The sequence below is a fragment of the Pseudosporangium ferrugineum genome (genome assembly GCF_003002065.1).
GTDB classification, from domain to species: domain Bacteria; phylum Actinomycetota; class Actinomycetes; order Mycobacteriales; family Micromonosporaceae; genus Actinoplanes; species Actinoplanes ferrugineus_A.
Genome location: NZ_PVZG01000014.1, coordinates 195,799 through 217,002 on the forward strand (window position 1 = coordinate 195,799; position 21,204 = coordinate 217,002).

The window sequence follows — 21,204 nt, forward strand, 5'->3', positions numbered from 1 at the left end:
CGACCTTGGATCCGCAACCGGCACCTCTCCACAGCCGGCACGGTGACTTTGACGCCCGCGACCACCTCAGAACCCCACAAGTCGCTGAGGCATCGTTAGCCGGCCACCCGACGCGGCAACCCGCGCCTCCACCGACCTGCGCAGCGCCGCCATGTCGGCGCCCTCGCCAACAGAACGGCCCTCGAGGATCGCCACGTCGCGAGCGAACTCGACGTCCGCACGTCGACGATCGAGCTCACCGAACAGGTACTCGTACCCCTGTTCCTCGCTCCATTCCTCGGGGTCCCCGATCGCCGCCCGGACCTCCGCCGCCTGCGCCTCAGCAATCTCGGCCTGACGCTCCTGCTGTCGCCGGTTGTGGAGGTCCCAGCCCGCCTGCTGCCAGGCGAGAACCCGATCCCGGTACTCCTTATTGCCCGAATGATCCTCGTACTGCGCCGCCAGCACCTCACCGTCCGGGCCGGATAGGTCCTCGAACAGCTGGAGCGCCCTCGTACGATCCGGTTCCGTCGCCAGCGCGTGCCGGGCCGCCCATGGCACATTCCGCAGAAGCGACGGGTCGATCCCGGACGCAGTGAACGCGGGAACATCGCCGGACTGGAACAGTGTCGGCGTCATGCCGCCGGACGCCTCCGCGGCGGACGCGTACACGCCTGTGGCCTGAGCCTCGGCCACGAGAGGGTTGGCCGAGTAGATTCCGCGCAGATCCCGCGACGTTGCAGCCGCAACCCGTCCCGGAGGAAGGGCCGACGCCTGGGCCTTCGAGGACGACGAGGCGGCCACCGCATGCGTCAACGGCCGATCGCCGTCGCCGTAGGCCGCCCTCGCCTTGGCCGCCGCCTTCACCGACCGGGTGGCGGTCCCATTCGGCCGCATGAGGCGGTACACGGCCTCCGACATCTCACCGACCGCGAAAGCCCAATCGGTCGGGTCCTCGCCTGGCCGCGGCATCCGTTCCGGGAGCGTCGTCATTTCTGCCCTCTCCATCGGGCAGAGGTTTACGCCGCTGCCCCGTCTCTGCGGGACTGTCTGATCACCCGCGCGGTCAGTTCGTCTTCGTCGACTAGCCACGAACGGCCCGCCCGCCGAGCGGTGGCGAAGTCACCTCGCCGAAGGAGAGCCCGAGCCCACTGCGGGGAACAGCTCAAGACCTCAGCCACACGCCCGGCGTCAACGACCCGAGAAGGACCAATCTGGGCGGACTCTGGCACGACATGGATCTTGCGAACTTTCGCTGTTTCCGCAGCGAAAGCGGCAGCCTTGGCTGCGGCATCACGCAGATGGAGCCAAGCCTCCGGCGGCCGGATCCCGTCCAGCCGGCACTGCCGCTCCACCCCCGCCAGCGCGGACGCCACATAGCCGACCGTCGCGGGACCGATGAGCAGGGAACCGTCGCCGAACGAGACCACCGCCCCGGCAGGCAGCTCCCCAGCCGGCCAGGTCATGCAGGAACCTGCTCTCCGTCCTCGACCACCTCGAGGTAGCCCTCCGCGAGCAGCCGGTCAAGATCGGCCTGATCGCCGCTCACCTCGTCGCCGAAGTAGGCAGCCCGCACCTGCTGATGCTTCATCGTCTCCGTGAAGGCAGCCGGGGAGATCATCGGCGCGATCACGCGGTAGCGGATCACAGGTTGCCCTCCGCCAGAATCGCCGAGTAGTCGATCGACTTGCTGCCGTTCTGGGGTACTCGGCCCTCTGACGGCCGCAGAGCCGGATGCCATGACTCCGAGTCGCTCGACACCGAATGACCGACCGCGGCCGCAGCCGCTACCTTCCGCTCCGCAGCCGCCACAGCCGCAGCCACCGCCGACTCGGCCACCTGGATCTGCTGAAAGGTCGCGTTGGTTGGCAGCCCCACCGCGGCTGCCCTGCGGATGGCGCTGGTTTCGGCCGCGGCGAGCACCTGCTCCGGCGTCGTATCGGCCGGCAGATCCAGCCAAGCCCGCAGCTTGTCGATGACCTCGTCCGCGTTCGTCATACCCGAACCTCTCGTCGGTGCGGCGTAACGCCGCAGCTTCCACCTCCGCCCGCTCGATCTGCCACGCACGACCGACCTGCACCGCTGTCGCGAACTCGCCCCGCCTGCAACGCTCCCTGACCGCCCTATCCGAGACAGACAGCAAAGACGCCGCAGCAGCCGTGCCGACCGGGTCCAGCAGACCAGGACGGGACGACGACAACTCTGGATCAACCCTGGCCTGCGGAACTTCCGAAGATCCGGTAGCGGAAGCCCTGACCTGCGACACCGCCTCGTCCAGGAAATGCCGGAGACGCGCAAAGTCCGTAGTCGGCGGGAAGCCTTCCCGTCGCGCCCACCGCTCGACGTAACGCAGCGACACCGCCAGCAGAGCCGTCCCGCGCGGACCCAGCAGCACCTGGCCACCGCCGAGCGGGATCCCCAGGAAGTCACCCGGACCTTGCGCAGCTGGCCCACCCTGCTCGCTGGCCGGACTCAATCGGCACCGCCAATCTGCTCCCTATTCATGCAGCCGCTGACGAACTCAATCCAAGCGGGCATGTCCTCGCTGTACGTCGGGCGCATCTGCAACGCCAACCACGTCGCGAGAACCCCGGCGATGATGACGGCTTGGTCCCGGGTCGCGTCCTCCAAGTGGTCGACAGCGGCGGCGAGCGCGGCGCCCTCCGAGTAGCCGTGGAGCCGGGCTTCCTCGACCGCCGCCAGCGCGTCACCGACCAACCCTGACGTGTGCGTCACCGGACACCCGCCAACCCACAAGACGTGCCAACCGAGCACGAACTCGCAAACCCACAAGACCCGCGAACAGCAGCCTCGGTGTCACGTAACAACGTGACGCCACGAGGAACGTGACACGTGATCACAGAAAACGTGTGAACACCCGTGAACATCACCACCGCTCCACCGCCCTCCGAAGCCGGCCATCCATCGGGAAGTCCGTGATCTTCGGCGCCTCGTCCTCGAGGGGAGGAACACCATGCTCCATGTGGCACCACACAATGTGCCCGCCATGCACCTCCGCAGCCGGAATCCCCAACAGCCCGGACGCCGTCGCGATCCGATCCGCCTGCCAGACAGCAAGCGCCTCCTGATACTTCGCCCAGCTCGCGGAGAAATGCCGCTCGAACACCTCGCGCACGAACACCATCCGCGCCTCCTGCCGGACCTGCGGCGCCCGACCGCCATGCGCCGAACACACCGACCCACCCCGGATCGCCCACGCCCGGCACTGCAACCGAGTCCGCGACGACCGGCCCGAACACCTCTGCGCCCACCTGATTCGAGGCATGAAACCCCCTGCTGCTAGACCCATCGCTATGTTCCGAGCCGGCCATTCGTCGAAATCGTGTGACCTTGGCCAGAGGTGATCTTGGTCGAAGCGGACCCACCCCATGAGTGACCGTCGGCGCATGAGTGGGCCCGTCCCCTGCTTTGAACGTTCACACCGGAAACGCGCGGGCGCATTCGACCGGTCGAACCGCGAAAAAGGTGCGCCCGTGCGCTTGAGGTCAGCACAGATGTCCTCGGGCACGTGCCATCTTGATCTGCGCGCGCCGGTCCAGTTCGAGTCGCCAGGCGTCGTCGTCGGTGGGGCGTTGCTGGACCTGTTCGGCGTAGTCCTCGCCGGCGTGGCCGCGGGCTTGCTTCCACCGGTCGACGATGGTCCGCCAGGTGGGGCAGGCTCCGGCGGGCATCCACTTCTGGGCGTTGACGATGGTGCGGAGGTGGAGCCGGCCGGGCCCGGCGTCGCGGCGCAACTGCTCGAGTGCGGCGCCGATCAGCTGCCGGTGGTGTTTGACGGCGTCGGCGTGCTCGACGACGGCTTTTTTCTCCGGGCTGAGCCGGTCCCGATCGGCGGCCAGGGCGAGGACAGCGGAGCGCTTGCGGTGCCGGCTGCCGTACAACGGCCAGGCCGCGCGGGCGGCCTTGTTTGCTTCGCGGACTTCCCGACCGAGCTGGCGCCAAAGGTCACCGAGCTCCGTGGCAGCCTGGACGACTTCGGTCCGGGTGGCGTAGTCGGCCGGGTCGTCGCCGACGTCCTCGAGGACCATGTCGACGTCGTCCGCGTAGACGGTCTGTCGGCTGCGGGCCCACGCGCCGCGGTCGGGGAACATCAGGTTGGCGGGGGTCACCAATTCGTCGCTCATGCGACTCTCCAATCGCCGAATGATTGAGGTGTTTCGAGGCGGTCGAGCCGTACGGTGCGTCGGTGCTCGCTCTGATGCTCGCCGCGCCGGCGCCTACTCCCGACCCGCCGTCTTGGACTGACAAGCTCGAGGCATGGGCCACGCTTGGCGGCGCGATAGTTGCGCTCGCTGCCGCGATTGCCACCATTTGGCTGCTCATCCACCAGATCCAAGAGACCCAACGGGCGCGGAGAGACGCTCAGGACGAGCGGGCTTTCGCCACTGCCGATCGAGAGCTTGCACGGCAAGATCGTGAACTTGCCGCCGCCGAGCGAAGAGACAACGAGCTTGCGCAGGCGCGGGCGGTCGTTCTTGAGTACGCCGGAAAGATCGAGACGAACGGTGATGGTCTGGCGAACCACCTGGTCGGGAGCGTGACCAACTACAGCGCGGAGCCGATTCTCGAGCTGCAGGTCTACTTCGAGGGCATGGTTGACGAAGATCTGGGCGACGTCCCGAAAAGGGCTGACGTAGTGGTCTCGTTCGCAGCTGTGCTTCCGCCAGGCGAACGCGAGTCCTTCGATGTAGTCGTGTCGCCGCGACATCTGATCCCCAACGGAATCGCCGAGCCACTTCCAGTCGTCAGTCTGCTGATGATCTTCACTGACACCGCTGGGCGCCGATGGACTCGCCAGTCGCACGGACAACCGTGCCGACTCACGTAGCCACATTGCAGATTCGTACATGATATTCCCGGTGATCATGCACCCGATCCCTGGTCGGTGGCCAAGTAGCGGGTCAGCGAGGTCTTCGGGATCCCGGTCTTTTCGGCAATCGCACCCAGGCTGAGGTTCTGACCCTTCAGCAGGCGGGCGTACTCGATCTTCTCCGGCGGGTGCGCGACCGGGCGCCCCGCGCGCCGACCTGATGCCTCGGCGACGGCGCGCGCGTGGGCGGCACGCTCGGCGGTGAAGGTCCGTTCCATCTCAGCGAAGAGCGCGAGCAGCAGGAACGCGATCCGACCCATGCCCTCGTCGGCGGTGTTGATCGGCATCGGGTCGGCGATCGACCGGACCCCGATCCCCCGCTCCCCCAAGTCGTGGACCAGGTTGAGCACCTCGCGGAGGTTCCGGCCGAGCCGGTCGAGGGTGTAGACGACCAGAGTGTCGCCGCGGCGGGCGTACTTGAGCAGCCCGTCGAGACCTTCTCGTTCGACCGTGGCGCCGGTCTTCTTGTCGGTGTAGATGTGTTCGGCGGGGATGCCGGCGTCGCGGAGGGCGGCGATCTGCCGGTCGAGGTTCTGTTTGACGGTCGAGACCCGGGCGTACCCGAGCTCGACGCCTGTCGGTTCACTGGATTGCACCGGAAGTCATCTCCGTACGGTCATTGCGGAACATGGGATGTGGAACAGGTTTCGGAACGGATTCGGTAGGGCGGACGCGGTCTCGACACCCAGCCGTGTCCCCGTTCCACTACGAAGGAAGTGGAACTCGGGCCGCGGCCCGCTCGTCGGGGGTTAGCGGGGGTTGCGAAAACGAGCGGCGGGGGTTGGTTTTCACTACCCCCGCCAAACTCGCACCAAGGATTCCCTGCTCAGAGGCACTCTCGGTGATCTCCGTCGGGGGTTTCGGGGGTTGCGGGGGTAGCAGGCGGCGCGCTCTACATGCGTGCGCGAAGTTTTTGCATGGCAGGAGCGGGACGAATACGGACATACGCCACTGAGGGCCGTGTAAAAACTTCTCTCCCGCATACGCGATAGCTTCAAAACAACCCCCTAACCCCCGAACCCCCCGATTCGTCGATGGCTCTAGAGGGTTGACCTGCAGTAACACTGTTGATCTCTGTCGGGGGTTAGGGAAAAGGTCCGCTTTTAACCCCCGACAGCGGCGGGGGTTAGCTCCGGGCCGTCGGGGGTTAGCACATTCCAACCCCCGACAACCCCCGCTCACTGCGCGCCTTCGGGGATGGGACAGCCTTGCGGCGTCACCGAGTACGACCAGGTCTTGGACTTCGTGTCCCAGAAGCCGTTCAGCCGGTACCCCCCACGGAAGCGGCCCCGCTCGGGCGTCAAGAACTTGCCCAGCCCCACCGCTGTCGGGATGGACCCGTCCCTGCGTCGGATGAACGCCGACCCCCAGTTTCGCCGCAGCTCCGGCGCCCCATCGGACATGGTCGACTCGATCAGCTCACTGCAAGACACGACCCGGTCCGGGAACAGCTCCCACCACTTCGCGTAGAAGGCTCCGTACTGCGCCTCCTCCTCATCGACCTCCGCCAACGAGGCGGCGTTGGTGAGGAACTGCCCGCCCTCGCCGAGCCACTCAAGGAAGCCGGCCGCGGCCGAAGCCCATGCAGTGAAGGTCCGCATCGGTGTCTCGACGCGCGGTGCCCCGTCCGCGATCCAGCGGCGCACGAGCACCAGCAGGTGCCACAACAGGATTGCCCGGTTCGACGAGGCGGCGAGCCACTCCTCGAGATCGCCCAGGGCGAAACCGGAGGACGGACGCTTGGAGGGATCCGGCTGCTTAGCGTCGAGGCGCACCAGCACCGTCCTGGAACCGAGGTCACCCCCGATGGACAGACTGTTCCCGGTAACCACCCACAGCCGATCGTTCGGCACTCGAACGCTTCCCGAGACGCCCAGAATGCGGTCCGACCAGACTTTCATGGTCAGCAGCGCCGCGAGGGTGGGCTGATCGACAGACTCACCCTTGCCCACGTTGTCCAGCACAACGACCTGCCCACCACGATCCAGCAGCAGCGACGTGATCGCCTTGCGCAGCTCCTCGTCCTTGCCGACCCACGGCCGGATCACACCGGAGTAGGTGCCCTTGAGAATGCTGGCCAGCAACGACTTTCCGGTACCTGGCGAGGTAGCGTCCACGGCCAGCATCGGTAGTAGCGCGTCACCGAGGTACGCCCGCAGAAGCGGCCCGACCAGCGCCCCGATGAAGTTCGCCCGAGATGGGCCAACCCAGGGGAAGTCAGCCAGCAGCGACTCGAAGAGGAACACCTTGGCCTGGTAGACGTCCCGGTCTGCCGGGATGTCGGCTACACGATCAAGGGTGAGAGTTGGCGAGTAAATGACTCGTGCCAGTTCGTCGTAGCCCGGGTCCTGCACTAGCGTTCCGTCCGAGCGGAACGTCGGTGCCGTGACGATGCCCTTGAGCGGGCGCAGTTTCCAGCGCCGCGAGTCGAGCACAGCTCGGGCCACGTGCGCCGCTGGCGTAACCTCGATCAGGGTCTCGTCGTAGCTGCCATCCGGCAGCTTCTCCCGGCGCCGCTCGAACACGAACGCGTGCTGAGCCATCAATCGGTTGAACGTGTCCGCCGTGACGATCTCAACCGTCTTCGCGGTCTCGTCGTCCTCATGCTCCGCGCCGGACGGCTCCTCGATGACCACCACGCGTCCCTCGCGGACGTACGTCTCAGGCAGAAGCCCTTCGTCGACAGCCGCGGTCAAGTCGCGAATCGCTGCCGGGTCCGAGATCAACTCGATCGGACGCAGTCCAGAGTCGAGCAGAGCCTGACGCTCGTCGGCGATCTGCTGCCTGCGCTTCTCAGCCAGTCGAGCCTTCTCGTGCTTCTCGGCCTGCTTGGCGGCGAAGCGCTCCTGCCGCTCACGATTCGCCCGGGCGGTGGCCGACTCCACCGGCTCACCGTCACCCGGGATGACGGTGAGCTTCCGCGGTTTCGGCGCGCTGGTCACGCCACCACCCGCAGGTGCCGGCGACCGGAGGTCAGGTGAGCTGGAAGAGGCTGCCCGGCGGCAGCGTACTCACCGACGATGCGCTCCCACACGCTGCCCGTGCAGAACTGGCGCCAGGCCTCCCAGCCCTGCACGGGCGGGACGTCCTCAGCGGCGGCGATGCTGGCCTGGTCGCGTTGACGGTTCGCTGCGGCTACTCGCGCACGCTCGCGGGCGGCCTCGGCCATCAGCTCGGGGTCGCCGGCGTCCGAACGGCGGCGCAACTCGGCCTTCCGCTGATCCTTGTCATGCCAGAGCGCCGCTTGCCGGATGGTCGCCGTCTTCTCGGTGCCGAGCATTCGGGCGATCCCTGCGATCAGTTCCTGGTCTGCCTCGTTGAGGCCGTGCAACCGGCCAGCTTCGAACGCGGCGCGCACGTCAGGGTCGTAGCTGTTGGCGTAGTTGTGGCTGCGTCGACGGCGTCCCTCATCCGTCACGGGATGACCTGCCTCAGCGGCTTTGGCTGCGGTGCAAAGTCCGCGAGCGACGAGTTGGGCGAACACCTCGTCGGCGGTCATGATGCGCCGCTCCGGCAGGGGCCGCCGACGAGATGCGGGCATACGAGTGGTACGAGACATGGTTGGCACCGGCCCTCACGCGGCCCAGGCGATGCGGTAGACGCGTGCCTCGCGGCGGCGCTGAACTGGGCCGAGCCGGTACCGCTGACGAGTGGCGGGGCAGCGCCGGACCAGCTTGCCGCTGAGAACCATGCTGCTGTCGCCGCTGCGATGGACATGGCCGGCGCCGCAGTGAGCGCAGGTCAGCACGACGACCGCCCACATCGTGCGCCCCTTCACCGGCGGCAGACCGAACGCGCGGGACGCAGGCAGGTCAACGATCCGACCTCGCGGCGGGGCGACAGTCTCCCGCTGGATCTCGTACGATCGCATGAGGGTGTCCTTTCGAGGACGGGTGTTCCGGCCGCTGGCAGGCGGCGTGGTTGTGGTTGTGGTTGGCGGGCCCGGGTTGGCAGACCCGGGCCGCTCTGCAGCCGGGGCCATTAGGCGGCCTCCTGAGCTGAGACATCCGGAACAGCAAGGTCTGGCGGCCCGCTCCGCACCTTTGCCGAAGCTGTACCGATAAGCCTGGATCGGAATAGCCCACGAAGCCGGTCTCGCTGGTACGCACTTAGGGGCGGAGCTGCTTCGACGAGGACATCCAGGTAGGTGGCGCAGTCCGTGCCGCCGATGAGGCGGGGATTCATGCGGCCCTCGCGAGCATCTCGATGACAGCGAGGTAGCGAACGGCCGCCTCGCCGCGAGGTCGGCGCCTTCCCATCTCCCATTTCCAAACTGTTCCGGTATCAACACCACACGCTTCGGCGATCTCGCTGAGGCTCGTCTGTGTCTGCATGCGCACCTGTCGGCCATGCCCGGACGCCGCCACTTCACGGGCCCTTGAGAGGCGTTCAAGCGGCACTCTCGACCTCGGCTCAGACGTACTGGTCATCATGGGATCAGCATAGCTGATACTTTGCCGATATTTGGCCGCACGGCTTTGCCGATATCGGGTGAACGCTAGTGGGTAAGCTGTAGCGGAGATCCAGAACGCTTGGCCGTTCCGCTAGGAGCCCGCGATGCCCTTCGACTCTGAAGCCGAGGTCAGCTTCCGGCTGCTGGACATGGCCGACGACTACGTGACCCGCGACGGGACCGACATTCCCGCCTGGTTCGACATCCAGCTCAGCCGCGACGACTGGCCGACAGAGATCGTGCTGTCGGTCATGGTCGACACGGACCAGGGGCCGATCATCAACGGCATCCGGGGCGGCCGCGGGTACAGGAACGGGTATCAGGAGGTCGCGAAGCTCTTCCGGGATTCGACAGACGCAGCGTTCATGCTGCGATTCGTCACAGCGCAGGCAGCAGGCGCGCTGGCAACCGACCGCCTACTCAGACCGCATCTCGATGAAATCGATCTAGATGAGGGCACCGCAAAAAAGATCGTCAAGATGCGGGATCATTTCGCCCGCCGGTCCTTCGGCGCCACAGAGGTGCAGCGGCGCCGGCGCGTCACCCGGGAACTGCTGGAACAAGTCGCCCAGGTATACCGGGCTGCCTTCCGCGATGGACAGCCGCCCACGCAAGCGGTAGCGGAGACCTTCCATGTATCTCACTCCACTGCAGGCCGGTGGGTAGTCGAGGCCCGCAAGGCCGGCGCCCTCGGCCCCGCGACAGGCACGAGACCAGGCGAGGCAACGTCCGACTAGGTGAGATCCTCATCGGCGGCCCAGATCTCGCCCCACGTACGTTCGTCGCCGGACCACCGCGACTTACGCAGCCTCAAAGGACTGAAGTAGCGCGTGCCGCGGCCGGCACGCGAGATCCGGATCTCGACCATGAGACGCAGGATCTGCCGCTGCTGATCGAGGCTGAACCCGGCCCAGGTTTCGCGCGCCCGCGGTCCAGCTGCCACCTGCAACACTGCGGGGATGGATACGCTGACCGCGCGCCGGTCAGCGTCCTCGATTTGCGGACGCAGCCGCGCTTCGATTGCAGCGAGCCCTTCAGGACTGACCTTTCCCTCAGCGGCCGCGGCGTAGAAGCCCTCGAGACGTCCACGCAACTCGGCCGCTTCCGCTCGCGCTGCTGCGGCGTCATCCTGCCCAGGAGCAGCGTACAAGTCGAGGAAGTCTGGGCGTGACAACCGCGAGATCAAGAGCTCGACGACGAAGTCCTCCACCGGCTGCTCCTTCGCCGCGGCGCAGAAGTTGGTGCGGCAGGTGAGCACCGTGCCTTTCTGCTGTCGGGGGGCCTTCTGTACGAACATGCGGCCATCGCAGTGCGCGCAGCGCGTTACACCTGTAAGCAAATGCCGGGCCCGGTTGTCGCGGTGTGTGCGCCGAGCGGGATCACTCAGTCGAGCGACGCAATCGGCATAAACGTTCTCGTCCAGGATTGCCGGCCACACCGCATCGCCGACCACCTTGCCCTTGTGGACTCGCCGGCCGACATAGCCTGGATTCGTCACGAGCCGCGGAATCTGCTCCGGCCGCCAACCCTTCCCTGCGCGAGGCGTTGGGATGCCTCGAGACTGGAAGTCCTGCGCGATCGAGTACAGCGCCTCTCCAGAACGGACGCGCCTCGCCGCTTCTCGAACTACCTCGGCCTGCTCGGGGTGCTCGACCTGTTCCAGGAAGCGACCACGATCGTCGTAGACCCTCCGGTAGCCGTAGAGCAGTTTGCCGTGGGGCCGACCGCTCGCCGCGTTGGCCCGTACCGCACGCAGGACCCGGTCGCGAGTGACGTCGGCTTCCCGCTCGGCCAACAGCGCGTCGAGTCCCGTGGAGAATCGATCGTCGGTGCGGGTCAGGTCGTACAAGCGTCCGCTGTAGCTGTAGCCGATCTTGCGTTCAGCGCACAGGTCACGGAGAGAGGCGTAGGCAGTGATGTCACGCTGCGCACGGGACCCCTCCCACATGACCAAGACGTCCGCTCCCCCGTCGGTGAGGAACTGGCGTAATGCGGTGTACTCGGGCCGCTGTTTGCGGCTGTGCCGACTTGCACCTCGATCGTTGTCCGTGAAGACGCGCACGACCTGCCAGCCTGCGCGTTCGCAGACTGCCCGGCAGTCTGCCTCCTGCTCATCCACGGAACGACCGGTGTCGTTCGGATCCGAGGATACGCGCGTATAGATGACTGCTCGCACTGCATCAGAGTACAGTGTCTAAACGACGTTCGCGCCGCTCACGGCGTTGAGGTGGGTCATGCCGGTCGCCCGGAAGTCCTCCTCCAGCGCCGGATCGAGGCGGCTCGTGTCCCCGACGACCAGCCCGGGAAGCAGACCCCCGACATCATCAGGCAGGGGTACGCACGCCCGCTGCAGCCCCGCCCGCAGCGAACCGGCCGCCCGCTGCGCCCACGACGGCCGCCCGTCCAGCCGTGGAGGATCCCGCACGGACACCACGGCGGCGCGCAGGTCACCACCGCGCGGTTCCAGCAGCTTGCCGGTGGCCGAGGCCCGCTGCCCGGGCAGCAACGGCCGCCACCCCGGATCGGACCCGAGCACGAGGGCCCGCACCGACAACCGCAAGGCAGGCCCGTCGTCGGGCCACACCCCCACAAGATCCACGGGTACGAGGTAGGTCGGCGGAAGCCCCGGCGAGCCGTGGATCGCCCGAGGATCATCCCGGACGATCACCTCCACCCGTGCGGTGGCATTCGCCGTCACGAGCGCAGCCAGCGGACCGGCATCACGCACACCGACCCGCGCGGCCGTGGCGACCGCCCCGGTCGCTGCACCGACCATCACGGACACGGCCACCCAGCGAAGCGCAGGCACTCTCCACCTGCGCCCGGGCGGCCACCACCGCCGCGGCACCGCTCGCCGCCATCGGGCCGGCACCGCTCGCTGCCACCGGGCCAGCACCGCTCGCCGCCACCGCCGCGGCACCACTCGCTGCCACCGGGCCGGCACCACTCGCAGCCACCGGGCCGGCAGCGCTCGCCGCCACCGGGCCGGCCGGGCTCGCGCGCCGACGGCTGCCGCACCGAGGGCGACGAGGCCGAGGGTCAGGCCGGCGCGGGACGTCATGTGCAGAGCGGCCAGAGCAGCCAGCCACAACGCCACGGCGAACCCGGCAAGCCGCAGGTCAGGTGCCTTGTCCTCGGCACCACGGCGTCGACCGGAACCGGACGGCCCCGCCCCGGCGCCCGGCGCCCGCGTCCGGCCGCTCATACCGTCACCAGATCCTTGAGCTGCTCATAGCGGGCCGTGCCGATGCCGTCCACCTTGCGCAGATCGCTCACCGCCTTGAAGCCGCCCTGGGCGTCCCGGGCATCGAGGATCCGCTGGGCGAGAACCGGGCCGACGCCCGGCAGGGTGTCGAGGTCGGCAAGGGTCGCGGTGTTGAGGTTGACCGGCCCACCGGGCGCCGCCGGATTCCGCGCACCGGCCGGCGCCGTCGGTGCGGCCCCCGGTGGCAGGGTGACGCCGACCATGATGAGCTCCCCGTCGACCACCTTGCGCGCGAGGTTGAGCGGCGCGACATCCACCCCGGGATCGGCGCCGCCCGCGGCCTGCAGGGCGTCGGCCACCCGCGCGCCGGAAGCCAGCTGCACCAGACCGGGCGTGCGCACCTTGCCGCCCACCGCGACGACGACTTCGGCGGCGGCAGAGGCACCGGGAGCACCCGATTGCCGCCCGCCCCCGGAGACAGCCCGGTTCCCGCCCACCGCCGCGCCCTCCACGAGCGCCGGATCCGCGGTAGAGATGGAAGGCGCCACGGGATCGACCCGAGGCCGGGACCGCCAAGCGATCACCGCGGCGATCAGCACCGCCACGATCGCGACCGCGGCAAGCGCCTTGACACCCCGCCGACCCGGATCGAACAGACCCGGCCCGCCCCCGAACGCACCGGCACCGCTGAGCGCGGGCGGCGAGTCGTCCTCAGCGGCCACCGACTGCCGAAGAGGCGTGTCCGACGCCGTCCACGCAGGCCGATAAGCAAGATCAACCGGCTCGGCCGCGGCAACAGCACCCGGAACAAGAGAGCCACCCGCCGAGGCAGGCACGCCGCCCGCCGCTGGATCGCCCTGCGCGCCAAGCGCACCGGCTCCCGCCACGCCGAGCCCGGACCCCGGCCCGAAGCCAGGCCCGAGGTCGGGCCCCAGCCCAAAGCCGGGCCCCAGCCCGAGGCCAGTCCTGGGGCCGAAGCCGGTCCCGGAGCCGGTCCTGGGGCCGGAGCCGGTCCCGGAGCCGGTCCCGGGGCCGGAGCCGGCTGGATCGCCCGGTGGGTCGAAGGCGTCCGCGGGGAAGGTGACGTCGTCGGGCCAGCCCGTGGCGTCGTGCGGCCAGCCCGGCACCGCATTCGACCACCCCGGCACGACATCCGCCCAGTTGAGCGGCGGCCCACCACCGACCGGCCAGCCCTGCGCCGCACCGGATCGAGCGGCCGCCGCGGGCAGAGCCGCGGACGGAGCCGCGGGCAGAGCGGCGGGCAGAGCCGCTCCGCCCTGGTCGACCGCGACCTGCGACGGAGCGTGCGTCCCTGCCGAGACCGTCAACCCGGAGAATGAGGCGTCCGGCTCGGTCGCGGGCGCCCGGGGCGCTATCGATGTCGGCGGGGTCGCCCACGGTGAGCCCGCGGGATATCCGCTTGTGGCGGCGCCCGCCGGCACGGGAGGCACGACGGGTGCGGGAGCCGGCCGGGCCAGGACGGCTTCGAGCCTGGCGCGTACGGCATCTTCGAGGTTGCTCTCCTGACGCACCCCGGCAACGTAGGGTTCGGCAGGCCCCGGCCGCTCCGGTGCCTGTGGACAACGGCGCATTGTGGATAACGGGAGATCGATGAGTTCGGTGCTGAATACTGACCTGGCCGAGGCGGTCGTACGGCTGCGGGCCGCGGGATGCGTGTTCGCAGAGGACGAGGCCGCGGTGCTGGGAGAGGCCGCGTCCGACGCCGGGGCGCTGCGGGAACTCGTGCGGCGGCGGGCGGAGGGAGAGCCCCTTGAGCAGGTCGTGGGATATGCGGACTTCTGCGGCGTACGGGTCCGGCTTCGTCCCGGGGTCTTCGTTCCCCGGGTCCGGAGCGAGCTCCTGGTCACCCTGGCCGCGGAGCACGCCGGCACGTCGGGCGGTGGGACGGAGAGGAGGGGTGGGGTTGTCGTCGTCGACCTGTGCTGCGGCTCGGGCGCCCTCGGGCTGGCCGTTCGTCATCGCATACCCGGAATCGACCTGCATGCCGCCGACAGCGATCCCGCCGCTGTGGCCTGTGCCCTCGACAACCTCGGCGCGAGCGTCCACCGGGGCGACCTCTTCACCGCGCTCCCCCGCGAGCTGCGGGGCCGGATCGACGTCCTCATCGCGAACGTGCCCTACGTCGCCACCCGGCACATCCCCTTCCTGCCGGCCGAGGCGCGCCTGCACGAGCCGCGCACGGCACTGGACGGGGGTGCGGACGGCCTGGACGTCTTCCGCGCCGTCGTCGCCGAGGCCGGGGCCTGGCTGGCGCCCGGTGGCCTGCTGCTGTCCGAGATCACCACCGATCAGATCGAACCCGCGACCGATTCCGTACGCGCGGCAGCCCTGCGCCCGGCAACCCACACGGACGACGACCTCGAAGCCACGGTCGTGACCGCCACCCGCCCCTGACCACGAGGTCCGAGGCGGCGACGAGCCGACGGGCAAGGCGCCGGGAGCCACCACACAGACAGCAAACGAAAGCCGGCAGACAGCGCCGGCAACGAAAGGCGGCAGCCGAGAAGCGGCAAACGAAAGAGAGCGGACCAAAACCGGCAGGCCGAGAGCCGGCAGGCCAAAGCCGGCGGCCGAGAGCCGGGCGGGCCAAAGCCGGCGGCCGAGAGCCGGGCGGGCCAAAGCCAGGCGGGCCAGAGCCAGGCGGGCCAGAGCCAGGCGGGCCAAAGCCAGGCGGGCCAAAGCCAGGCGGGCCAAAGCCAGGCAGCCGAGGCGGCGTTTCGGGTGGTTGTGACGGGCGCGGGACGGGATGGCTGTGAACAAGTGGCGCAACAGTCGTAACAGTGACGCAACCGATGCGACGGTCGTGACAGGTGCTGGACGGAGGCGATAAGGTCGGCGCCCCACCGATACGCGGGGAGGGCACGAGCGGCGTGGGCTTGTTCCGAAGGGTGGCCCGGGCGCGTCTGGCCAGTCGGGTCATCAAGCGCCTGCGCCGTGCCGGCATGGAGGATGCGCGCTATCACTCGGCGTCGTTCTCGGTGCGGTTCACGCGGCCCGGGGATGACGAGCCGAGTGTGTTGCGGCTGGACGAGGTGGGCCGGGGGCGGGTCGATCAGTTCGTTGCCGGGTTGCTGCGGGCTCCCGGCCTTCCCGCCACCTGGGCCGAGGCGCGGCCGCTGCTGCGCCCGGTCCTGCGCGGGGCCACGCCGCCCGCCGACGTGTCGACGCCGTTGAGCCAGCCCGCGATGCCGTTCCTGGCCGAGTTCGTGGTGGTCGACCAGCCGGACACGATGACGTACGTGAGCGCCGGGCACGGCTGGGGGGTCACCGACGACGAGGTGTTCGCGGCCGCCCGGGCCAACCTGTCCGGCGCCAAGCTGGTCGGGGTGGCCGACGAGCCGGTGGTCGTGCAGTTCGTCGACGACGGGGACTCGTACTGGACCTCGCACCTGCTGCTCGACGGGTGGCTCGCGGGGCTGGCCGGGCAGGTCGGCGGGCGTCCGGTGGCGTTCGCTCCCGAGCGCGGGATCCTGCTCGTCACCGCCGACGGCAGCGATCACCTGCCCGGCCTGTTCGCGCAGGCGGAGGCGGCTTTCCTGCGGTCGCCGCGGGCGATCACCCCGATGGCGTACGTGTCGGGCGAGCGCGGGCGGACGGTGCCCTACTCCGCCGAGCCGGGTTCGCCGTACTGGATCTGCGTACGCCGGGCCGAGGCGGTCCTGGCCTCCTGGGGGTACGCGCGCCAGGCGGAACACCTGCCGCTCGCCGCCGAGCTGCTGATCACCGACGACGGGCGCACCCGGGCGCTGTGGCCGGAGAACTCGCCCGCGCTGCTGCCGAAGGCCGACGAGGTGCAGTACGGCGACACCGTCCGGCCGTGGGAGGAGATCAGCGGCGGCCTGACCGCCCAGGGCCTCACCCCCGAACGCTGGCGCGGCGAAACCTGGCCCTGACACACGGCCGAACGGCGCCGGCGAAGATCCGCGGCGGCGCGAGAACGGCGGAGAGCCCGCAAGACCGGCGGCGCCAGAACGACGGAGAGCCCGCAAGACCGGCGGCACGAGAACGGCGGGGAGGCCGCAAGAGCGGCAGCGCCAAAACGACGGAGAGCCCCCAAGACCGGCAGCGCCAGAACGGCGGAGAGGTCGCAAGAGCGGCGGCCCTCACCCGCGGCGGTGGACCACCACACCCGCCACACCCGGTCCCACATGCGCCGCCACCACCGCGCCGATCTCGGTGATGTAGCAGTCGCGCAGGCGGTCTCCCAGCCGCACCGACACCGCGTCCGCCAGGGAGGTCGCCCGGTCGTCCGCTCCGAGGTGGTGGACCGCGATGTCCACGTCGCCCGTGCCCGAGGTTTCCACCGCCAGGTCCACGAGGCGGGCGAGGGCGCGGCCCGCCGTGCGGACCTTGTCGCGGACGACGATCGCGCCGTCGACCACGTGGAGGATGGGCTTGACCGAGAGGGCCGTGCCGAGCAGGGCCGACGCCGCCCCGATGCGGCCGCCCCGGCGGAGGAACTCCAGGGTGTCCACGTAGAAGAGCGTGCTCACCTGGGCCGAGTGGTCGGCGGCTGCCTGGCGTACGCGATCCAGGTCTTCGCCTCGGCGGGCCGCCGTGGCCGCCGCCAGGGCCGCGAAGCCCAGGCCCATGCCGGTCGTCTTGCTGTCCACGACCTGGACCTTCGGGCCGAGTTCCGCCGCGGCGAGCAGGGCTGCCTCGTAGGTGCCCGACAGCTTCGACGACAGGTGGACCGACACGATGCCGTCGGCGCCGGCCGCGAGAAGTTTCCGGTACGCGTCCGCGAACTGTTCCGGGGCCGGCCGCGAGGTGCTCACGGCGGAGCGGCGGGCGCCGAGGGCGCGGGCCACCTCGGCCGGGGAGATCTCCTCGCCTTCCAGGCCTTCCTCGCCGTTGATGACGACGGTGAGCGGGACGACGGTGAGGTCGTACGTCCCGCTCAGCTCGGACGGCAGGTACGCGGTGGAGTCGGTGACGACCGCGACGGGCATGCGGGCACCGTAACGGATCGGCGGCTAGTTCGCGCGGATCGCGGTCACGAGGAACGGCGTGCCCTGCATGCAGGTGGTCATCGTGCCGGGCGACGAGTGGCCCGTGACGGTGACCGTGGCGCCCTCCTTGGCCGCGGCGCGCAGGGACTCCTTCTCGAAGATGAGCAGGTTCTCGTCGAGCAGCAGGCAGTTGGCCTCGACGCCGGCGGTGACCGTCCCGGTGATCGTGCGGCGCACCCCGGGCGACGGCGCCGGTGCCGGCGGAGCCTCCGAGGAGGCTGCCGGTGAGGGTGCGGCTGCGGACGGGGGCGCACCCCCGGCCTGGTCGGTGCCGCCGTTGGCACATCCCGCTACGGAGAGGGCCATCACGGCGGCGAGCAGGGTCGTGCGAGAAAAAGTCATGATCCCTCGGACGCTACCGCCCGCGACGACGTTCCATGCTCGGGGGGAAGGGAATCAGACCGGTGGGGGTACGGGCCGGTCCGAGAAGGGCCCGACGTTGTAGGCGGCCAGCTGCCACCCCCGGGACTCGTCGTGGCTCAGCTCGACCCAGTGGCAATTCTGCAGTGCCCGCAGCGTCCGGAGCTGCTCCCGGGGCCACCCCAGCAGGTGTCCCACGCCCTGCCGCGCCGCCGCGCCGTGGGTCGCCACCACGGCCGTGCCGCCGGGCGGCACCGCGTCGGCCGCGGCCTGGAGCGCGTCTGCCACGCGTTTGCCCAGGTCGTCGAGGGTTTCGACGCCGCCGCCCACGACATCCGCGCCGGCTTTCCAGCGGGCGTGCTCGTCCGGGCGGGTCCGGGCGACCTCGGCCATGGTCAGGCCCTGCCAGCTGCCGAAGTGGCGTTCGCGGAGGCGCTCGTCGTGGGTGACCGAGAGGCCGGTGAGCGCCGCCAGGGCGGCGGCGGTGTCGGCCGCCCGGCGCAGGTCGCTGGAGATCAGGGCGGCGGGCCGCAGCCGGACGAGCAGCTCGGCCGCGTCGACGGCCTGCTGCCCGCCCAGGGCGTTGAGCGGGACGTCGGACTGGCCCTGGACGCGGCCCTCCGCGTTCCAGTCGGTGTTGCCGTGCCGCCAGACGATGAGGCGGGTGGTGGTCATGCGGCGCCGGACGAGTCGGCCTCGGCCATGTCGCGGTCGACGAACGGAATCGTCGGGCAGTCCTTCCACAGCCGGTCGAGGGCGTAGAACTCGCGCTCCTCGGTGTGCTGGATGTGGACCACGATGTCGACGTAGTCGAGCAGGACCCAGCGGCCCTGCCGCTCGCCCTCGCGGCGGACCGGCTTGGCCTTCTCCGGCAGGTTGAGCAGCGCTTCCTCGACGGCGTCGACGATCGCGACGACCTGCCGCTCGTTCGATGCCGACGCGATGACGAACGCGTCGGTGATGTAGAGCTGCTCGGCCACGTCGATGACGACGATGTCCTGCGCCTTCTTGTCGGCGGCGGCCTGCGCTGCCGTCAGCGCGAGCTCGCGGGCGCGGTCGGTGACGGGCACCGGTCTCCCCTCGTTCGGTTTCAGAGGTACTAGCCTCTCACACGGGTCTGACAACCCGAGCCGGGCAAAAACCCCTATATCGGTTGTTCGCCCCGATAAAGTTCCCGCTTTGCGATGTACTGCACCACACCATCGGGTACGAGATACCAGACGGGTTGCCCGGCTGCCACCCGCGCCCGGCAGTCGCTGGACGAGATCGCCATCGCCGGCACCTCCACCAGCGTCACCGTGTCGGCCGGCAGGTGCTCGTCGGTGAGCTCGAAGCCGGGCCGGGTGACGCCGACGAAGTGCGCCAGCGAGAGCATCTCCAGCGCGTCCTTCCACGACAGGATCCGGGCCAGCGCGTCGGCGCCGGTGATGAAGTAGAGGTCAGCCGCCGGACCGTACACGGCGTTCAGGTCACGCAGGGTGTCGACGGTGTAGGTGGGGCCGTCCCGGTCGATGTCCGCGCGGCTCACGTGGAAGCGCGGGTTGGAGGCGGTCGCGATCACCGTCATCAGGTAGCGGTCCTCGGCGGGGCTGACCGTGCCCTTCTGCCACGGCTGCCCGGTCGGCACGAAGACGACCTCGTCCAGGTCGAAGCGGCTCTGCACCTCGCTCGCCGCCACCAGGTGACCGTGATGGACGGGGTCGAACGTCCCGCCCATGATGCCGATCCGCCGCCGCCTCTGCATCGGCGAATCGTAGATCAGCCGTCGAGCCGCTTGCGGACCGCGGCCAGCAGGTCCTCGGCCGTGAACGGCTTCTCCAGCAGGGCCACCCCGGGGTCGAGGGTGCCCTGGGAGGCGAGAACCGGCTGGGCGTACCCGGACATGTAGAGCACGCGGGTGGCGGGGCGTACGCCGGTGAGCCGCTCGGCCAGCTCCTTGCCCAGCATCCCCGGCATCACCACGTCGCTGACCAGCAGGTCGATGGCGCCCTCGTGCAGCTCGGCCAGCCGCAGCGCGTTCGGGCCGCCGTCCGCCGTGAGCACGTGGTATCCGGCGCCGGAGAGGATGCGCCCGGCCACGTCGCGCAGCGCCGCCTCGTCCTCCACGACCAGCAGCGTCTCGCCGTGCCCGCCGGTGGCCACCGGGCCGGCGGCGGGTTCCGGCTCCGGCTCCACCCCCTCCGACGAGGGCAGCAGCACGGTGACGGTGGTGCCCACGCCCGGCTCCGAGGCGAGGCTGACGCTGCCGCCGGCCTGCGTGACGATGCCGTACACGGTGGCCAGGCCGAGGCCGGTCGCCTGGTGGTTGGGCTTGGTGGTGAAGAACGGCTCGAAGGCGCGCTCGACCACGTCGGGGGCCATGCCGCGGCCGGAGTCGCACACCCGCAGCCGGACGTACTCGCCGGCGGCCAGCTCGGCGTGCTCGCCCGGGGCGATGTGCGAAACCGCCGTGTCGATCACCAGGCTGCCGCCCGAGGGCATCGCATCACGGGCGTTGACGCCCAGGGTCACCAGCAGCTGCTCGATCTGGCCGGGGTCGCAGGTCACCGGCGGCAGGGAAGCCGCGGGGCGGGTGATGAGCGTGATGTGCTCGCCGATCGAGCGGCGCAGCAGGCCCTCGACGTCCGCGACCGCCTCGTTCAGGTCGAGCACCTGCGGGCGCACCACCTCGCGCCGGGCGAACTTGAGCAGCTGGTGGGTCAGCGCGGTGCCCCGCTCGCCGGCCTTGACCACCTGCCGGGCGTCGGCCGCGATGGTGGCGACGTCAGGGGTGGGCGACTCCGCCTCCTCGATGACGAAGTTGGCGTAGTTCACGATCACGCCGAGCAGGTTGTTGAAGTCGTGGGCGATCCCGCCGGCGAGCTGGCCCAGCGCCTCGAGCCGCTGGCTGCGGTGGCTGTGCGCCTCGGCCTGCAGCTGGTGCCGCTCGCTCACGTCGCGGACGACTGCCACGGTCATCTCGCCCTCGGGCACCTCGACGACCGCGAGGGACGCCTCCGCCGGGAACTCCGAGCCGTCGCGGCGGCGTACCCGCAGCGACACCATGCCGACCGGGCCGGGCCCGAGCCCCTTACCGCTGCGCTTGAGCGCCTCCGGGAAGGACTCCCGGGCCGCGTCGGTGAGCAGCACGCGGGCGTGCCGGCCCACCAGCTCGGCACGGGGCCATCCGAAGATCTCCTCCGCGCGGTCGTTGACCAGGACGATCCTGCCCTCGTCCATGACCACGATGGCGTCCGGAGCGGCCCGCAGCAGGCCACCGGACAGCTCCTCGGACCATTCCACC

The 21,204-nt window shown here is 69.8% G+C and carries 23 protein-coding genes; 3 read left to right on the top strand and 20 right to left on the bottom strand.

Annotation, left to right across the window (positions count from 1 at the left end; translation table 11 throughout):
- Positions 1–66: 66 nt before the first annotated feature.
- From CLV70_RS27225 to CLV70_RS27280, 11 genes are all read right to left on the bottom strand, one after another.
- Positions 67–972 (bottom strand): hypothetical protein, encoded by a 906-nt coding sequence (locus tag CLV70_RS27225; protein WP_106129442.1) that lies wholly within the window; start codon positions 970–972, stop codon positions 67–69.
- Between the two features lie 469 nt (positions 973–1,441).
- Positions 1,442–1,627 carry a hypothetical protein gene (locus CLV70_RS27235; protein WP_106129444.1) on the bottom strand — a complete coding sequence of 62 codons (186 nt, stop codon included), beginning with the start codon at positions 1,625–1,627 and terminating at the stop codon, positions 1,442–1,444.
- The gene (locus tag CLV70_RS41800; RefSeq protein WP_106129445.1) at positions 1,624–1,977 is read right to left on the bottom strand and encodes a hypothetical protein; all 354 of its coding nucleotides are present in this window, start codon (positions 1,975–1,977) and stop codon (positions 1,624–1,626) included. The genes CLV70_RS27235 and CLV70_RS41800 overlap by 4 nt, the downstream gene beginning before the upstream one ends.
- Before the next feature lie 474 nt (positions 1,978–2,451).
- Positions 2,452–2,715 carry a hypothetical protein gene (locus tag CLV70_RS27245; protein WP_146164175.1) on the bottom strand — a complete coding sequence of 88 codons (264 nt, stop codon included), beginning with the start codon at positions 2,713–2,715 and terminating at the stop codon, positions 2,452–2,454.
- A gap of 151 nt (positions 2,716–2,866) precedes the next feature.
- Complete coding sequence (locus tag CLV70_RS27250) at positions 2,867–3,124, bottom strand: hypothetical protein (protein WP_106129447.1); 258 nt, start codon at positions 3,122–3,124, stop codon at positions 2,867–2,869.
- Positions 3,125–3,485: 361 nt separating this feature from the next.
- The gene (locus CLV70_RS27255; RefSeq protein ID WP_106129448.1) at positions 3,486–4,124 is read right to left on the bottom strand and encodes a hypothetical protein; all 639 of its coding nucleotides are present in this window, start codon (positions 4,122–4,124) and stop codon (positions 3,486–3,488) included.
- Entirely contained in the window at positions 4,121–4,867 is a 747-nt protein-coding gene (locus CLV70_RS39230; protein ID WP_146164176.1) for a hypothetical protein, read from the bottom strand. Before CLV70_RS39230 ends, CLV70_RS27255 begins: the two co-directional genes overlap by 4 nt.
- The gene (locus CLV70_RS27265; RefSeq protein WP_106129450.1) at positions 4,864–5,466 is read right to left on the bottom strand and encodes a recombinase family protein; all 603 of its coding nucleotides are present in this window, start codon (positions 5,464–5,466) and stop codon (positions 4,864–4,866) included. The genes CLV70_RS39230 and CLV70_RS27265 overlap by 4 nt, the downstream gene beginning before the upstream one ends.
- Positions 5,467–6,048: 582 nt before the next feature.
- Positions 6,049–7,812, bottom strand: a complete 1,764-nt coding sequence (locus CLV70_RS27270) for a hypothetical protein (protein WP_106129451.1) — start codon at positions 7,810–7,812, stop codon at positions 6,049–6,051.
- Complete coding sequence (locus CLV70_RS27275) at positions 7,809–8,369, bottom strand: hypothetical protein (protein WP_146164177.1); 561 nt, start codon at positions 8,367–8,369, stop codon at positions 7,809–7,811. Before CLV70_RS27275 ends, CLV70_RS27270 begins: the two co-directional genes overlap by 4 nt.
- A 75-nt stretch (positions 8,370–8,444) precedes the next feature.
- Positions 8,445–8,741, bottom strand: a complete 297-nt coding sequence (locus CLV70_RS27280; RefSeq protein ID WP_106129453.1) for a hypothetical protein — start codon at positions 8,739–8,741, stop codon at positions 8,445–8,447.
- Between the two features lie 686 nt (positions 8,742–9,427).
- On the opposite strand from CLV70_RS27280, the gene CLV70_RS27285 reads away from it, so the two are divergent.
- Positions 9,428–10,060 (top strand): hypothetical protein, encoded by a 633-nt coding sequence (locus CLV70_RS27285; protein ID WP_106129454.1) that lies wholly within the window; start codon positions 9,428–9,430, stop codon positions 10,058–10,060.
- Here the strand turns inward: CLV70_RS27285 and CLV70_RS27290 are convergent.
- The 3 genes from CLV70_RS27290 to CLV70_RS41275 form a co-directional block, all read right to left on the bottom strand.
- A complete protein-coding gene (locus CLV70_RS27290; RefSeq protein WP_106129455.1) occupies positions 10,057–11,499 on the bottom strand; it encodes a recombinase family protein in 1,443 nt (480 codons plus the stop codon). The two genes, CLV70_RS27285 and CLV70_RS27290, sit on opposite strands and share 4 nt — an antisense overlap.
- An 18-nt stretch (positions 11,500–11,517) precedes the next feature.
- Entirely contained in the window at positions 11,518–12,021 is a 504-nt protein-coding gene (locus CLV70_RS41270) for a ComEC/Rec2 family competence protein (RefSeq protein ID WP_245908483.1), read from the bottom strand.
- A 503-nt stretch (positions 12,022–12,524) separates the two neighbouring features.
- Entirely contained in the window at positions 12,525–13,364 is an 840-nt protein-coding gene (locus tag CLV70_RS41275) for a helix-hairpin-helix domain-containing protein (RefSeq protein ID WP_106129508.1), read from the bottom strand.
- A gap of 775 nt (positions 13,365–14,139) precedes the next feature.
- On the opposite strand from CLV70_RS41275, the gene CLV70_RS27305 reads away from it, so the two are divergent.
- Both CLV70_RS27305 and CLV70_RS27310 read left to right on the top strand, forming a co-directional pair.
- A complete protein-coding gene (locus CLV70_RS27305) occupies positions 14,140–14,943 on the top strand; it encodes a putative protein N(5)-glutamine methyltransferase (protein ID WP_106129456.1) in 804 nt (267 codons plus the stop codon).
- 548 nt (positions 14,944–15,491) lie between these two features.
- Positions 15,492–16,442 (top strand): DUF1444 domain-containing protein, encoded by a 951-nt coding sequence (locus CLV70_RS27310; protein WP_245908485.1) that lies wholly within the window; start codon positions 15,492–15,494, stop codon positions 16,440–16,442.
- Positions 16,443–16,652: 210 nt separating this feature from the next.
- Here CLV70_RS27310 and CLV70_RS27315 read toward each other — a convergent pair whose 3' ends face one another.
- From CLV70_RS27315 to CLV70_RS27340, 6 genes are all read right to left on the bottom strand, one after another.
- Positions 16,653–17,501: a DegV family protein gene (locus CLV70_RS27315; RefSeq protein WP_106129458.1), complete on the bottom strand. Its 849-nt coding sequence runs from the start codon at positions 17,499–17,501 to the stop codon at positions 16,653–16,655.
- Between the two features lie 24 nt (positions 17,502–17,525).
- Positions 17,526–17,903: a hypothetical protein gene (locus CLV70_RS27320; RefSeq protein WP_106129459.1), complete on the bottom strand. Its 378-nt coding sequence runs from the start codon at positions 17,901–17,903 to the stop codon at positions 17,526–17,528.
- Positions 17,904–17,957: 54 nt separating this feature from the next.
- Positions 17,958–18,596, bottom strand: coding sequence for a histidine phosphatase family protein (locus CLV70_RS27325; protein ID WP_106129460.1), 639 nt, complete (start codon positions 18,594–18,596; stop codon positions 17,958–17,960).
- Entirely contained in the window at positions 18,593–18,991 is a 399-nt protein-coding gene (gene rsfS / locus CLV70_RS27330; protein WP_106129461.1) for a ribosome silencing factor, read from the bottom strand. Before rsfS ends, CLV70_RS27325 begins: the two co-directional genes overlap by 4 nt.
- Positions 18,992–19,065: 74 nt before the next feature.
- Positions 19,066–19,665: a nicotinate-nucleotide adenylyltransferase gene (nadD, locus tag CLV70_RS27335; protein ID WP_106129462.1), complete on the bottom strand. Its 600-nt coding sequence runs from the start codon at positions 19,663–19,665 to the stop codon at positions 19,066–19,068.
- Positions 19,666–19,679: 14 nt separating this feature from the next.
- Entirely contained in the window at positions 19,680–21,203 is a 1,524-nt protein-coding gene (locus CLV70_RS27340) for a hybrid sensor histidine kinase/response regulator (RefSeq protein ID WP_106129463.1), read from the bottom strand.
- Position 21,204 lies beyond the last annotated feature (1 nt).